A 14,429-nucleotide genomic window follows, 5' to 3' on the forward strand; every position below is an offset into this window, starting at 1 on the left:
TCCATTGTTGGGCAGCAATCGCTGGGGTATTGTTGACGCCAAACAGCTGCAACCCAGACACTTCGAGGACGACATGACCCGTAGCTCCGACTTCACCACCCGCCGCCGCGTGCTGGCTGCTGCGTCCGCCTTTGCCGGCATCAGCCTGCTCAATGGGCGCGTCGTTTTCGCGCAGCCCAAGCTGGGCAAGGTCGTGTACGGCCAGGGCAGCATCGACCCCTTTTTCGCGGCCGGCTATGTGGCGATGAAGAAGGGCTTCTTCGGAGAAGGCGGGCTGGAGGTCGAGTACCTGAATTCGCAAAGCGGTCCGCGCACCAACCAGTTGCTGGCCGCCGGCCAGATCGTGTTCGGCGCCACGGCGGCCACCGCCGCGCCCGCGCTGACCATCGCGGGCAAGCCCGCCGCGCTGGTGTTCGGGTTTGACCGCAAGCTGACCTACGCCAACGTGATCGTGCGCCGCGAAGACTTTGAAAGCGGCAAGATCAAGTCGCTAAAGGACCTGGCGGGCAAGCGCGTCGGCGCGACGCAGCCGCAGTCCAGCACGTGGCTGATGGCGCTGTACCTGATGCAGAAGGCCGGCGTGGCCGACAAGGTCGACATCCGCCCGCTGGGCGATCTGGCGACCATGCTGGGCGCGCTCAAGACCGGGTCGGTCGCCGCCAGCATGGCCACCATGTCGATGATGGAACAGGCGCGCCAGGAAGGTTGGGGCGTGCCTATTTTCGACGCCACCACGGAAGCGTCGTGGAACGAGTTCATGGGCGGCGACGTGCCCGGCATCGCGGCGTTGACGCTGCAGGACACCATCCAGAAGCGGCCCGAGGTCGTGCAGGCCTTTGTGACCGCCATGGTCAAGGCGCAGGACTTCATCACGGCGAACAGCGCGGCCGCAATTACGGACGTGATCTACGACGATTACCTGAGCGCCTTCCCGCGCCCCGCCATCGAGAAGACGCTGGGTGTCTACAAGGAGACGGTGTTCTTGAAGGACAACATCATCACCGAGGACGCGTACAACCGCATGACGGCCATCATGGGGGACGGGCGCCAGTTCTCGAATGAAGAAATCAAGACCGTGCCCTACGCCAAGTGCGTGAACATGAGCTTCGTGCGAAAGGCCCGGGGCCTTTGATGATTACGCTGGACAAGGTAGGCAAGGCGTACCAGTCGCGCCAGGGCACGACGCACGCCGTCGGCGAGGTCAGCCTGACCATCAACGAAGGCGAATTCGTGTCCATCGTCGGGCCGTCGGGCTGCGGCAAAAGCACGCTGCTGAACATGATGGCGGGCTTTCTGCGTCCCACCACCGGCACCATCACGGTGGACGGGCGCGTGGTGGATGGGCAGGTGCCGCCGGCGCTGGGCTACATCTTCCAGAAGGACACGCTGCTGCCGTGGTTCAGCGTCAGGAAGAACGTGGCGCTGGGGCTGAAGTTTCAGGGAGTGCCGGCCGACCGCATCGCCAAGCGTGTCGCCGAGCTGCTGGAACTTGGTCACCTGAGCGCCTTTGCCGACGCCTTTCCGCATCAGTTGTCGGGCGGCATGCGGCGGCGCGTGGCGCTCTTGATGAGCCTGGCCGTCGAGCCGCGCATCCTGCTGCTGGACGAGCCCTTCGGCGCACTGGACACCCACACCAAGACGCACCTGCATCGCGAGCTGATGGAAATCTGGCGCAAGCTGGGCCAGACCATCGTGATGGTCACGCACGACCTGGACGAAGCCATCCTGCTGTCCGATCGCGTGGTGGTGCTGTCCGGCCCGCCCAGCCGCGTGCTGCTGGACGAGCGCATCCAGATCCCGCATCCGCGCGACGTCTTCACGCTGCGCGAAACGCCGCAGTTCGTCTCCCACGTGCAAAGCCTCTGGAGCGTGCTGGGCCAGCAGTTCCGCGCCGCCGCCTGAACCGATACGCGTCATGACCTCGATTGATACCGCTGACACCCTGCAGGACCAGCTGCGTCTGGACCGACGAGCCGCCGTCGCGCGCCGCGTGCGCATCACCTTGTGGCAGGTCCTCATCCTTGCCGTCATCCTGGGCTCGTGGGAAACGCTGACGCGCATCCCGTGGTTTGCGCAGAACACGCTGTTCGATCCCTTTTTCATCAGCCAGCCCTCGCGCGTTGCCGTGCGGTTGTGGGAATGGCTGCAGCCCGGGCCGCGTTCAGTCTGGCCGCATTTGTGGCTGACGCTGCAGGCCACGCTTGTCGGATTGGTGGTGGGCGTGGGCAGCGGCTTCGTGGTGGGCATGACGCTCAGCCGCAGCCGCTTTCTGGCCGACGTGTTCAACCCGTTCATCGTGGCGTTCAACTCCATGCCGCGGATCGCGTTCGTGCCGCTCATCACCATGTTCTTCGGGCTGGGCCTGGCATCCAAGGTGGTCACGTCGTGGTTCGTCGTGTTCTTTCTGGTGTTCTTCAACACCTACAAGGGCGGGCGCAGCGTAGAACGTGAGCTTGTCGATTTCTGCCGCACGCTGGGCGGTTCGCCGCGCCAGATCCTGTGGCGCGTGCGCATTCCGACGGCGGCGGCCTGGACGTTTGCCGCGCTGCCCAATGCCATCAGCTTTGCGCTGATTGGCGTGGTGCTGGCGGAATTCGTGGGCTCCACCACAGGCATGGGCTATCTGATGATCACCGCGCTGGCGACGCTGAACGCCACCGACATGTTCGCGGCGGTGACGCTGCTGTCCATCGTCGGCATTGCGCTGGTTTATTGTGTGACGTGGATTGAACGGCGGCTCTTGCACTGGGCGCCGGAATTCCGGGAATGAGCGAGGCCCGATTGATGAAGACACTTCCGTATCTGCGCAATTTCGACCTGACGGGACAGGTGGCGCTGGTGACCGGCTCGGCGCGTGGGCTGGGCTTTTGCATCGCGCGGGCCCTGGCCGGCTGTGGTGCGCGCGTGCTGATCAACGGCCGCAATGTTGAAGCGGTCAACGCGGCGGTGGGTGAGCTGACCGGCGCGGGGCTGGACGCGCATCCGCTGCCGTTTGACGTGAGCAACGACGCGGCGATGGCAGAGGCGTTCGAACGCATCGACAGCGAGCACGAGCGCCTGGACATCCTGGTGAACAACGTGGGCGCGCGCAATCGCAAGACGCTGCGCGACACCAGCCCAGTCGAAATCCGCGAGCTGATCGACACCGATCTGGTGGCCGGCATGCTGCTGGCCAAGTTCGCGGCCGAGCGCATGATGCGTCAGGGCGGCGGGCGGCTGATCGCGATTACGTCGGTGGTGGGAGAACTGGCGCGCGCGGGCGACGCGGTGTATCCCGCGGCCAAGCAAGGGTTGACCGGCATGGTGCGTGCGCTGGCGGCGGAGTTCGGCCCGCACTACATCACCAGCAACGCCATCGCGCCGGGGACGTTTGCCACGGAAACCAATGCGGAGATGGTCGCGGACCCGCAGTTCGGCCCGCGCGTGGCGGCACGCAATCCGACGGGTCGGTGGGGAGAGCCGGAGGAAATTGCGGGTGCCGCCGTGTTCCTGGCTTCGCCTGCGGCGTCGTATGTGAACGGCCACGTGCTGGTGGTGGACGGCGGGCTGTCGATCCAGTTTTGAAGACGGCGCGGGTGTCGGCGACTGCAAGGCGTCTGACACCCACTCCGGCAACGTCTCAGGTCGTCTCGTCCTGATACCAGACGCCTTCGGCCAGCATCATCTTCTGGTGGCCATGCCCCGCAGGCATCATCGGGAAGCAGTTTTCCTGCGCCGTGACCGCCACGTCCAGGAAGTACGGACCGTCATGCGCCAGGCACTCAGCCAGCGCCGCATCCAGCTTGGCAGGATCATCCACCCGCGCCGCCCCCCAGCCGAACGCGCGCGCCAGCGCCACGAAATCCGGCAGTGACGCGTTGTAGCTGTGGCTGTAGCGGCCGCCGTGGATCAGTTCCTGCCATTGGCGCACCATGCCCATGTAGCCGTTGTTGCACAGCACGACCTTGACGGGCGTCTCGTGCTGCATGGCGGTGGACAGTTCCTGGATGTTCATCAGCACCGACGCGTCGCCGCTGACGCAGACGACCGTCTTGTCCGGATGCGCGACCTGCGCGCCGATGGCGGCGGGCACGCCGTAGCCCATGGTGCCCGCGCCGCCCGACGTCAGCCAGCGGTGGGGACGGTCAAAGCGCAGGTATTGCGCGGCCCACATCTGGTGCTGGCCCACGTCGGTGGAGACGATGGCATCGCGGTCGGCCAGCGCGGCGTTCAGGCGCGACATCAGGTGCTGGGGCAGGATGGCGTCGGGCGCGGGCGTGAAGCCCAGGCAGTCCTGCGCGCGCCAGGCGTCGATGCGCTTGAACCAGGGCGCCAGACGCGCGGGCTCCAGCGGCGTGTCGCCCAGCTCGGCGCGCAGTGCGCGCACCAGCGGCAGGCAGTCGCCGACCAGCGCCACGTCCACGCGCACGACCTTGTTGATCGAGGCGGGGTCGATGTCGATATGGATCATGCGGGCGTGCGGGCAGAATTCCGACAGCTTGCCGGTGATGCGGTCGTCGAAGCGCGCGCCGATGCAGACGACGAGATCCGAATTGTGCATGGCCAGATTGGCCTCGACCGTGCCGTGCATGCCCAGCATGCCCACGAATTGCGGATCGGACGCGGGGAACGCGCCCAGGCCCATCAGCGTCAGCGTGCAGGGCGCGCCGGTGTGGCGCACCAGGTCGGTGAACGCCTCGCAGGCCTCGGGGCCGGCGTTCACCAGGCCACCACCGCCGTAAAAGATGGGCCGCTTGGCCTGCGCAATCAGCGCGGCGGCGCGGCGCACGGCCGACTGCGGCAGCTTGGCCGCCAGCTTGCCGGACTGGCGGCGCGCGCGCAGCGCGGCCAGCTTGTGCTGCGACGGCGCGTCCAGGCCATCGCAGTCGCGCGGCACGGCAAGCTGCACGTCCTTGGGAAAATCCACCAGCACCGGGCCGGGACGGCCCTGGCGCGTCAGTTCAAACGCACGGGCCGTCACGCTGGCCACGTCGTCCACCGCGCGGATCTGGGTATTCCACTTGGTGACGGAACGCGAAATGCCGATGGCGTCGCATTCCTGGAAGGCGTCGGTGCCGATCGCCGCCGTGGCCACCTGGCCGCTGATGCACAGCACCGGGATCGAATCGCACATGGCATCCAAGAGGCCAGACGTCGTGTTCGCCATGCCGGGGCCGGACGTCACGAACACCACGCCCGTGCGGCCGGTGGTGCGGGCGTAGCCCTCGGCGGCATGGACGGCGGCCTGCTCGTGGCGCACCAGCACGTGACGCAGCCGGGGCTCAGCGTACAGGGCGTCGTACAGGGGCAGGACCGCCCCGCCCGGATACCCGAAGACCGTGTCGACACCGTGCGCAATCAGCGTGTCGAGCAGAATTTTCGCCCCGTTCTCAGGGGCGGCTTCGGTGGCGGTTTCGGTGGCCGCAAGTGCGGCGGCGGCGGTGGGGTGCAGGCGATCGTTCATGCTATCCATCTTATTGGTAGATTCGAAGAATTTTTATCTTCTTTTCCACGGATAACGGACGAACGGAGTAAATTCATCTTTGATTTGGAGGAATCAAAGAAAATGAACCTAGACAAGTTCGACTTGGCCATTTTGAAGGTGCTGCAGGACAACGCGCGCGCCAGCCTGAACGACATCGGCGCGGCGGTCGGTTTGTCGTCCACGCCGTGCTGGAACCGCATCAAGCGCATGGAAAGCGCCGGGGTCATCCGCGGCTACACGGTGGACATCGATCCGGCCAGCCTGGGCTTCATGGACACGGTCATCGTCCACGTGACGCTGGAGAGCCACAGCGAAGAGACGCTGTACGAATTCGGGCGCGCGCTGGCCCAGATACCGGAGGTGCTGGAGGCGTTTCTGGTGTCGGGCGACTACGACTATTACATCCGCATCGCCGTGCGCGACACCCGCGACTACGAGCGCCTGCTGCGCGAACAGCTCTACCGCATCCCCGGGATCCGGCACAGCAAGTCCTGCTTCGTGCTGCGCCGGTTGAAGGAAACAAAGCTGCCGCTGACGGGGCCGGGGGCCGGGCCGGCGGCGTAGGGCAGCGCCAGTGGCATAGGACAGCGCCAGTGGCGATGGGCAGCGCCAGTCGCGATGGGCAGCGCCAGTCGCGATGGGCGGCGCCAGTCGCGATGGGCGGCCCCATCGCCACGGCCGGCATTCCAACGTCCTCAGCGCAGCACGTAATCCACGGGCACTGCCGGCTCCGGCAGCGGCCGCACGCCCAGCCCTTCGAGCAGATCGATCTCGATCACACGGGCCAGCGCCGACAGCGGCAGGTCGTTTTCGTCCGCGCCGAAGGGATCTTCCAGCTCGTCGCCCAACGCGTCCAGGCCGAAGAACGTATAGGCGACGATGGTCACCGCAAGCGGCGTCAGAAACTCCAGCGTGCCCACCAGACCGAAGGGCAGCAGCAGGCAGAACAGCCATGCGGTGCGATGCAGCAGCAGCGAGTAGGCGAACGGACAGGGCGTGAACTTGATGCGTTCGCAGGCCGCCTGGATCGCGGCGCACTGCGCGACGCGCTGGGTCAGCCCCTGATACAGGATGTCGGTCAGTTCCCCCCGCCGCAGGCAGGCCGCGAGATCCCGGTTGATGGACATGAGCAGCGCATCGGGCACGTTGCGGCAGCCAGCCAGGGAATCCAGCTCGTCCTGCTGCACCCACGGACGCACGGCCTCGACCATGTCCTGTCCGCGCAGCCGCGCCGCCAGCCCATACCCGAAACCGATGCAGCGCCGCACCAGCCGTTCCTGCACCGGATTGGCGGTGCTGGCCGCCAGCAGCACGGCGCTTTCGCGCGCCAGGCTGCGCGCCTGCACGACGAGGTCGCCCCACTGCTTGCGGGCTTCCCACCAGCGGTCATAACAGACGTTGTTGCGAAAGCCCATGAAAACGGACAGGGCCAGACCGAAGAGCGAAAACGGCACCGCGGTCAGGTGCGCGGGCGAGAAGAACTGGCGGTGGTACATCCACACCACCACGCAGGAGAGCACCGTGATGACGATGATCCTGCTGAGGATGCGCGGAATGATGGAACCGCGCAGTACAAAGAACAAAGCCAGCGCGGAGGGCCGCGGACGGACGATCATGATGAATATCAAGCAAGGGACAAGGCGGCGCCAACTATACGCCTGTCATCGCGCAATAAAGCCGCCGATATAATTCTGTTTCGTCTCACCGCCACCCTCGAGCCTCAATGACCACCGAAGACACCCCGATCAAGCCCTGGTATGCCGTCCGCCGCTCCAAGCTGCACGGCAACGGCGTCTTCGCCGCCCGCAAGATCCCTGCGGGCACGCGCATCATCGAGTACGGCGGCGCGCGCATCAGCGCCAAGGAAGCCGACCGCCGCCATCCCACGAATCCAGACGATCCCTTCCACACGTTCTTCTTTGCGCTCAGCTCCGGCCGCGTGATCGACGGTGGCGACGAAGGCAACGATGCGCGCTGGATCAATCATTCCTGCCAGCCCAACTGCGAGGCGCAGGAAGGCAAGCACGGCAAGCGCGTCTACATCGTGGCGCTGCAGGACATCCCGCGCGGCACGGAACTGTCTTACGACTACGGTCTGGTCCTGGACGGCCGCATCACGAAGGCGCTGAAGGAAGGCTACAAGTGCCTCTGCGGCACGCCGCCTTGCCGCGGCACGATGCTGGCGCTGCCCAAGAAAAAGGCGAAGAAGGCCGATGCGGACAAGGCCACTAAGACCGATGCCGGCAAGGCCAGGAAAGCCAACGCTGCCAAGACCGCGAAAACTGAAACATCCGAGGCCGCCAAGGCCGCCTGACGGAAAAAGGGGCCCGTCGCCCCATTTCCCAAGACCCCAACCGCAATAAGCATATTCAGCCCCGCGCTGCGGACAGGCGTACAATCGACCGGTCGTTAACACGACATGCAGTACGTCTTCAGGGCGGGGTGCAATTCCCCACCGGCGGTATGCCATGCAATGTGGCGAGCCCGCGAGCGCCCGGCCAAGCTTTGGCCGGGGTCAGCAGATCTGGTGAGATGCCAGGGCCGACGGTCATAGTCCGGATGAGAGAAGATGTGCCGGCACATACTCGGCTGCGCCGGGCGCGTTTGCGCCTTGCCTGGCCGTATTGCGTTCGGCTGTCGATTAGCCCTGAAACGTTTTTCGCCCCATCCTTTTGCGAGAGCGTTTCAATGTCCAACGTTGCCTTCACCCAGCAGTCCCCCATCCCCAGCCTGGCTTCGCAGCCCTTTGCCGTGCGCCTGTCGCGCGCGTTGCATCATCTGCGCCTGGGCCGTCCCGTCATCCTCATGGACGACTTTGACCGCGAAAACGAAGCGGACCTGATCGTCGCGGCCGACAAGCTGACCGTGCCCGTCATGGCGCAGCTCATCCGCGACGGCAGCGGCATCGTCTGCCTGTGCCTGCCCGGCGACACGCTGGATCGCCTGGAATTGCCGCCGATGGTCCAGCGCAACCAGAGCCGCTTTGCCACAGCCTTCACCGTGTCGATCGAGGCGCGCGAAGGCGTGAGCACTGGCGTGTCCGCCGTCGACCGCGTCACCACCATCCGCGCCGCCATCTCGCCGTCGGCGCAGCCCGACGACATCGTCAGCCCCGGCCACGTGTTCCCGCTGCGCGCGCAACCGGGCGGCGTGCTGACGCGCCGCGGCCACACCGAAGGGTCGGTGGACCTGGCCGTGCTGGCCGGCATGCGCCCGGCGGGGGTGCTGTGCGAACTGATGAATGCCGACGGCACGATGATGCGCGGCGCGGCGCTGGATCGCTACGCCGCCGAGCACGGGCTGGTGGCGCTGACCATCGCTGAACTGGCCGACCATCTGCAAAAGCTCAAGGACGGCCAAGCCGAAGCGATCGACGACGAAGTGCTGGAGATGGCGGCGACGGTCTGAACGCACTCGTAGAACGCACCCGCGGCTGCGCTTGCCGCGGGCGGCGTCGACTGGGTGAGTTGTTGAACGAGCATTTGAACGAGTGCGCGCGCCCCGATCGCGGGCATGAGCGGATGGCATAATTCGCGCGAAGCGATGCAGGTCCATGGCCGCCTGGCGGCCGCGGCGCCCGACCACGATCGGCCGGCCTGTCATCGCGTGCCGCCAATTCAATGAGCCATTGCTCACGTTTGATTCTCGCCCTTTGCCTCACTCATGACCGTCATTCCCCAGCCCCGGAAATCACCGCGCCAACTCAGATCGCAGCAAACCGTCGACACCATTCTCCAGGCCACGGCTCAGGTTCTGGCCTCACACGGGTATGCCGGCACCAACACGAATCTGATCGCGGAAACGGCGGGCGTGAGCGTGGGCTCGCTCTATCAATACTTTCCCAACAAGAACGCGCTGATCGCCGCGCTGCATGACCGGCACGACAACCAGATGCTGGACGTGATCGACGATGTGCTGAACGGCAACCCGGCTGCCACGCTGCGCGAGCGCGTGGGCGCGATCGTGCAGGCGATGCTGCACGCGCATCTGCTGGAGCCCGCGCTGCACCGCGTACTGGAAAGGGAGTTTCCGCTGTTCGACCAGCCGCACGAGCACAGCCGCGCGGACCAGGACATCCACCGCCGCATGCGGCATCTGCTGGAGTTGCACCGCGCCGAAGTCGCGCAGCAAGACCGGGATCTGGCGACCTACGTGGTGTTGCGGATCATGGAGTCGCTGGTGCACGCGGCCGCGCTCGAGCCGCCCGCGGGCTTCACGCCCAAGCAGTTGGAAGGCGCGGTGGTCGATGCGGTCATGGGATACCTGGGCGCGTCTGGAAACGCCGCGCCGGGCAAGACAAGCAGGGCAGTCAAAGCGGCCCCGAAGGCGGCCAGAACGGTCAGCGCAGACAAGCCGGCCAAAGCCATCAAGACAGCCAGCGCCGCCAAAAAGGCGAAGCCGGCGCGCGCCTAGCTGCCGGACTCAGACGCCGGACTCAAGCGCCGCGCGCCATTCTGGCCAGGCAGTCCGCCGGGCCGCCCGTCACGATGCGCGCGCTGCACGCCAGCATCAGATTGAGATTCAGCCCGAAGTCCTCGACGGTATGGCCTTGCGCGTCGACCATGCGCGAGGCACCGTCGTCCGCCGCCGCCCCCACCGCCACCTGATCGATCAGCGTGCCGGCCTGGTTTGTGTAGCCCCACACGGGCTTGCCGCAGGCGATCGCGTAGCCCACTTCAAAAGCCGTGCCCGAATCAGGCTCGGCGCCGCGAAACGGATTCAGGTTCGCCATCACCATGTCGGCCCGACGGATCAGCGCGACGTTCGCGCGGTAGATCCATTCTGCAAGCGCCTGCCCGGCAAGTTCCGGCGGCGCAGCGTTGTCCAGCGGGAACAGGCCCTCGAAACCGTAGGTGGCGCACAGGGTCTTGAGCCGTTCGCCGTGCGCCACGGCATCGGGCAGAAAGACATCGAAACCCGCCAGGTACACACTGCGCATGGCCCTTACTCCGGATCGGCGACGTTGAAGGCTTCGCCGGTGGCGAAGAAGGAGCCGCCGGCCAGGTAGTGCACCGACCGGCGCTCGTTGTCCGGAAAGTGCCAGCGGTTGCCGGAAAACACGTCCGGCGCCGCCCACGCGGCCACGACCTCGCCGATGAAGAGATCGTAGGCCTGCTGGTTGTGCGGTTCGGAAATGACCTTGCATTCCAGCCAGCCCAGGCAACCCTCGATGAGCGGTGCGCCGATCTTGCTGGCGGGAAACGTCGTCAGGCCGCTGGCCTGAAACTTGTCGTCGTCGCGCCCGGACTGCGAGCCCACGACCATCGTGGCGCGCGCTTGCGCCCGCGACGGAATGCACAGCGCGAACTCGCCCGACGCTTCGATGAGTTCGCGCGTCCAGGTGTTCTTGTCGACCACGACCAGCATCTTGGGCGGACTGAAGTCCAGCGGCATGGCCCACGCCGCGGCCATCACGTTGCGGGCATCGCCGTGCGCGCTGGTGACCAGCACAGTCGGGCCGTGGTTCAGAAGGAGATAGGCGCGGGGCAGGTCAACGGGTTCGATCATGGACACCTAGAACATGCCGTTCTTGTTGGCGGGATTCTCGGGGATTTCCTGGCTGACGTCCCAGTGTTCGACGATCTTGCCGTCCTGGACGCGGAAGATGTCGACCACGGCCTGGCCGCGGTCTTCGGGAGAATCGCGCCACAGGTTGTGGATCATGACGAGGTCGCCCTCGGCGATGACGCGCTTGATCTCGACGATGGCCTGCGGGTGCTGCTCGAAATAGCGCGGGAAAAAGTCGACCATCGGCCCGACGCCGTCCTGCATGTACGGATTGTGCTGGGTGTAGTTCGAGCCGACATACAGGCGCACCGCCTCGTCGACATCGCGGTCCTGGAACATCATGCGGAAGAACGCAACGGCGATTTCCTTGTTCGATTGCGGCGCGGCGGCAAGCGCCGGCGCAGTTGCCACGCAACTGGCGGCGACCAGCAGGCAGGCGGCCAAGGATTTCCACTTCTTACGCATACAGGACTACTCAGATGACGCCGATTGGCGGCCTGCCAGTTTACAAACAAACGCGTCCGAGGATCAGTATCCGACGGTATAACGGCGGCGCGAATGCTGGGGCGTCTCGATCTCGTCGGCCAGGGCGATCGCGTAGTCTTCCATCGAAATCCAGCTCTTGCCGTCGTCGTCGGCCAGCAGATGATCGTCGCCCACGCGGAACGTGCCAGTGCGCTCGCCGGGTTCGAACATGGCCGAAGGCGACAGGAAGGTCCAGTTCAGCACCTTTTCCTGACGCAGGGTGTCCAGGAACACGACGCCTGCTCGGGCCTCGGGCTTGTAGGCATCGGGGAATTCGGGGGTGTCGATCAGCATCTTGCCGGGTGCGACCAGCAGGCTGCCGGCGCCGCCCACCACCAGCAGACGCGGCACGCCGGCGTTCTTGACGGCGGCCAGCAGCGGCTTGGCGTCGGCGGACACGAAGCGCGTGGCGCTGATGACGGCGTCGTGGCCGGCCAGGATGGGGGTCAAACCTTCGGGATCGGTGGCGTCGCCCTGGCGGACGGTCAGGCCCGGCTGCTCGTTCACTTCGCCTTGGGTGCGGGCGATGCCCGTCACTTGATGACCGCGCTTGAGCAATTCGTCTGCCACGCGCGAACCCACGCGCCCGGTAATGCCGATCAATGCGATTTTCATGGTCTTGCTCCTGGAAGGAATGGGCCGGGAACAGGCGCCGCACGATTGCGGCGGAACAGGGTCCGGCTCAAGGCAAAGCCATACTATTCGGTCAAATCCGAACGAAAAACCCGTCAAACAGGAAGAGTTCTTTGCAATCCATGCACCAATGCGCTGGATGGCGGCGGGCGGCTGGGGTTTGACCGGGCGTGCACGCAGCAGCGGCACGCCCGATCAGTGTGCGCCCGGCGGCCCCGCTTGAACAGGGGCCGCCCCCGCGATCAGCGGGCGGCGCGTTGCGCCTGATAGACCTGCAGATGCGAATAAGCCACGCGCAGGTAAGTCGCGTCCACGCCCAGCGTGCGGGCACGGCGGACCATGTCGCCGACGATGTGGTCGGCCTCGACGGGCAGGCCCTGGCGCAGGTCGCGGAACATGGAGGCGGTCATGGGCTGGGTGCGGTCCGACAGCAGCTTGCGCACGGTGGCGTCCGCGTCGGGCCGCACGGTGTGACCGGAGGCTGCGGCCACCGACTGCGATTCCTGCAGCAGACCGAGCAGGATGTCGACGCCGTCGTCGGTGGACGCGATCTCGCCGACCGAGCCGCGCATCAGGCAGGTGGCTGCGGCCAGCGTCGTCAGCATGACGTACTTTTCCCAGATGTCCTGATAGATGTTTTCGCTGAGGCGGCTGACGTATTCGCCGCCCGCCAGCGCCTGCTCCAGCGCCACGCAGCGCTCGCTGCGGGCGGGGCCGGCGCGTTCGCCGAACACCAGGTTGGCGTGCTTGCCCAGGTGGACGACTTCGCCTTCGGGGCCGAGCGTGGCGTTGATCTGGCACAGGCCGCCCAGCACGCGATGCGGCTCGAACTCGCGGTCCAGCACGTCGTACTGAAGCACGCCGTTCATGATGGGCAGCACGGCGGTGTCCGGCCCGACGGCGGGGCGGATGGCCTCGATGGCGCTGTCCAGGTCGTAGGCCTTGCAGGACAGCACGACGACGTCATAGCTTTCCTGCAGCGTCTGCTGCGTAACCAGTTTGGGGTGCAGCGTGGCGTCGCCCAGCGGGCTCTGGATGCGCAGCCCGTGTTCGCGGATGCGCGCGGCGCGCGGCTCGCGCACCAGGAACGTCACATCCGCGCCGGCCTGCGCCGCGCGTCCGCCAAAGTATCCGCCGGTGCCGCCGGCGCCCAAGAACAACAACCGCATGCCTGTCTCCTGTTGGCTGCCCGCGTCGGGCGCGGGCCGATGCGGGCATTATGCGCCCGGGCCGCGCCGCCGCGCACGCGCGACGGCCGATGGATCATGCGCTGGACGCTTCAGGCTTGCGGCTCCACGCGTGGGGCCTGCCCAAGACGCACCAGGCTTGCTGACCTGGACGCCTCACGCCTGCTGTTCGCGTTCCGCCCAGGCCTCGTAGCCGCCGCGCAATGCCCAGATCTTGCGGTAGCCGGCCGCGCGCAGCCGCGAGGCGAGCAGGGCGGCGGACACTTCATTCGGGCACGCGCAATAGACCACGATGTCGGAATCGATCGCGCCGGGATCCAGCGCGGGCAACGGCTGCTTCAGGTCCACGGCCACGGCGCCCGGAATGCGCGCGGCATCGCGCTGCGCCTCGGGCCGCACGTCGAAGACCAGCGCCTCGCGGCCATCCTGGCGCCATTGCATCAGCTCGTCGACCGACAGCCGCGGAATGACGCGCAGGCTGCGCAGCAGGATCTTGCGCCGCAGAAAGCGCGCAACGATGTAGAGCGCCAGCACGGCCGCCAGCACCGCCAGCCCCATCGGACCGTAGGTGCCCAGGATGTCCAGCACGTCATTGATGACGCTGTGGAACAGGCCGCCCAGCAACAGGGCCGAGCCCACCCAGATCAGCGCGCCGGCCAGGTCATAGAGGAAGAAGCGGCGGTAAGGCGTGTTGGTCAGCCCGGCCATGACGGTGGAAAGCGCGCCCGCGCCCGGCAGGAACTTGCACACCAGCAACGCGCGCACGCCGATGCGCAGGTACAGGCGCTGCGTCTGGCGGATGCACGAGTCCTGCGACAGCGACAGTTTGCACACCACGCCCAATAGGCGCGATCCGTAGCGCCGTCCCGCCCAGTACCACAGGCTGTCGGCGATGATGCAGGCGGCCGTGGCGGCCAGCAGCGGCACAAGCCAGCCGGCGGCGCCGGCCAGTGCACCGGCGGCGATCATCATGGGATAGGCGGGCACCGGCAGGCCGGCCTGCTCGATGAGGACGTTGGCGAACACGAGCCACCCGCCGTACTGTTCGAGCAGCAATTGAATATCTTGCATTGGGGTTTCCAGCTTGCCGCGCGCGGCGCGGGCGCGGCTCA

General features: G+C 66.4%; 16 protein-coding genes and 1 riboswitch. Of the genes, 8 read left to right on the top strand and 8 right to left on the bottom strand.

Features of this window, described 5'->3' with window-relative positions:
* Positions 1–73: 73 nt before the first annotated feature.
* Genes AC6CIE_RS26365 through AC6CIE_RS26380 form a run of 4 tightly spaced genes read left to right on the top strand, consistent with a single transcriptional unit; the run spans position 74 to position 3,564 of the window.
* Positions 74–1,132 (top strand): ABC transporter substrate-binding protein, encoded by a 1,059-nt coding sequence (locus tag AC6CIE_RS26365; protein ID WP_498094710.1) that lies wholly within the window; start codon positions 74–76, stop codon positions 1,130–1,132.
* The gene (locus tag AC6CIE_RS26370) at positions 1,132–1,902 is read left to right on the top strand and encodes an ABC transporter ATP-binding protein (RefSeq protein ID WP_199778220.1); all 771 of its coding nucleotides are present in this window, start codon (positions 1,132–1,134) and stop codon (positions 1,900–1,902) included. Before AC6CIE_RS26365 ends, AC6CIE_RS26370 begins: the two co-directional genes overlap by 1 nt.
* A gap of 13 nt (positions 1,903–1,915) precedes the next feature.
* On the top strand, positions 1,916–2,770 hold the full coding sequence (locus AC6CIE_RS26375) for an ABC transporter permease (protein ID WP_191578354.1): 855 nt from the start codon (positions 1,916–1,918) through the stop codon (positions 2,768–2,770).
* 14 nt (positions 2,771–2,784) lie between these two features.
* The gene (locus AC6CIE_RS26380; RefSeq protein WP_498094712.1) at positions 2,785–3,564 is read left to right on the top strand and encodes an SDR family oxidoreductase; all 780 of its coding nucleotides are present in this window, start codon (positions 2,785–2,787) and stop codon (positions 3,562–3,564) included.
* A gap of 55 nt (positions 3,565–3,619) precedes the next feature.
* Here the strand turns inward: AC6CIE_RS26380 and ilvB are convergent, their stop codons facing one another.
* On the bottom strand, positions 3,620–5,452 hold the full coding sequence (gene ilvB, locus AC6CIE_RS26385) for a biosynthetic-type acetolactate synthase large subunit (RefSeq protein WP_498094714.1): 1,833 nt from the start codon (positions 5,450–5,452) through the stop codon (positions 3,620–3,622).
* 93 nt (positions 5,453–5,545) lie between these two features.
* Between ilvB and AC6CIE_RS26390 the strand changes: the two genes are divergently transcribed.
* Positions 5,546–6,028 carry an Lrp/AsnC ligand binding domain-containing protein gene (locus AC6CIE_RS26390; protein WP_495602486.1) on the top strand — a complete coding sequence of 161 codons (483 nt, stop codon included), beginning with the start codon at positions 5,546–5,548 and terminating at the stop codon, positions 6,026–6,028.
* 131 nt (positions 6,029–6,159) lie between these two features.
* Here AC6CIE_RS26390 and AC6CIE_RS26395 read toward each other — a convergent pair whose 3' ends face one another.
* The gene (locus AC6CIE_RS26395; protein WP_286938053.1) at positions 6,160–7,080 is read right to left on the bottom strand and encodes a bestrophin family protein; all 921 of its coding nucleotides are present in this window, start codon (positions 7,078–7,080) and stop codon (positions 6,160–6,162) included.
* Positions 7,081–7,187: 107 nt separating this feature from the next.
* Between AC6CIE_RS26395 and AC6CIE_RS26400 the strand changes: the two genes are divergently transcribed.
* The 3 genes from AC6CIE_RS26400 (at position 7,188) to AC6CIE_RS26410 (ending at position 9,877) form a co-directional block, all read left to right on the top strand.
* On the top strand, positions 7,188–7,778 hold the full coding sequence (locus AC6CIE_RS26400; RefSeq protein ID WP_218342437.1) for an SET domain-containing protein: 591 nt from the start codon (positions 7,188–7,190) through the stop codon (positions 7,776–7,778).
* Positions 7,779–7,888: 110 nt separating this feature from the next.
* Positions 7,889–8,039: riboswitch (FMN riboswitch) on the top strand.
* A 113-nt stretch (positions 8,040–8,152) separates the two neighbouring features.
* Positions 8,153–8,872: a 3,4-dihydroxy-2-butanone-4-phosphate synthase gene (ribB, locus tag AC6CIE_RS26405; protein ID WP_056565879.1), complete on the top strand. Its 720-nt coding sequence runs from the start codon at positions 8,153–8,155 to the stop codon at positions 8,870–8,872.
* Between the two features lie 255 nt (positions 8,873–9,127).
* Positions 9,128–9,877 carry a TetR/AcrR family transcriptional regulator gene (locus AC6CIE_RS26410; protein WP_498094716.1) on the top strand — a complete coding sequence of 250 codons (750 nt, stop codon included), beginning with the start codon at positions 9,128–9,130 and terminating at the stop codon, positions 9,875–9,877.
* Positions 9,878–9,899: 22 nt separating this feature from the next.
* On the opposite strand, the gene AC6CIE_RS26415 is transcribed toward AC6CIE_RS26410, so the two are convergent.
* From AC6CIE_RS26415 to AC6CIE_RS26440, 6 genes are all read right to left on the bottom strand, one after another.
* Complete coding sequence (locus AC6CIE_RS26415; protein ID WP_175125832.1) at positions 9,900–10,403, bottom strand: nucleoside 2-deoxyribosyltransferase; 504 nt, start codon at positions 10,401–10,403, stop codon at positions 9,900–9,902.
* A 5-nt stretch (positions 10,404–10,408) separates the two neighbouring features.
* Positions 10,409–10,978 (bottom strand): flavin reductase family protein, encoded by a 570-nt coding sequence (locus AC6CIE_RS26420; RefSeq protein ID WP_498094718.1) that lies wholly within the window; start codon positions 10,976–10,978, stop codon positions 10,409–10,411.
* Positions 10,979–11,437 (bottom strand): nuclear transport factor 2 family protein, encoded by a 459-nt coding sequence (locus AC6CIE_RS26425; RefSeq protein WP_498094720.1) that lies wholly within the window; start codon positions 11,435–11,437, stop codon positions 10,979–10,981.
* Positions 11,438–11,500: 63 nt separating this feature from the next.
* Positions 11,501–12,112 (bottom strand): NAD(P)-dependent oxidoreductase, encoded by a 612-nt coding sequence (locus AC6CIE_RS26430; protein WP_175125835.1) that lies wholly within the window; start codon positions 12,110–12,112, stop codon positions 11,501–11,503.
* A 260-nt stretch (positions 12,113–12,372) separates the two neighbouring features.
* Positions 12,373–13,299, bottom strand: a complete 927-nt coding sequence (gene panE / locus AC6CIE_RS26435; RefSeq protein ID WP_343738717.1) for a 2-dehydropantoate 2-reductase — start codon at positions 13,297–13,299, stop codon at positions 12,373–12,375.
* Positions 13,300–13,473: 174 nt separating this feature from the next.
* Positions 13,474–14,388, bottom strand: a complete 915-nt coding sequence (locus AC6CIE_RS26440) for a DedA family protein/thiosulfate sulfurtransferase GlpE (protein WP_498094722.1) — start codon at positions 14,386–14,388, stop codon at positions 13,474–13,476.
* Between the last annotated feature and the right edge of the window lie 41 nt (positions 14,389–14,429).

It is taken from the genome of Achromobacter sp. GQ309, assembly GCF_059759315.1.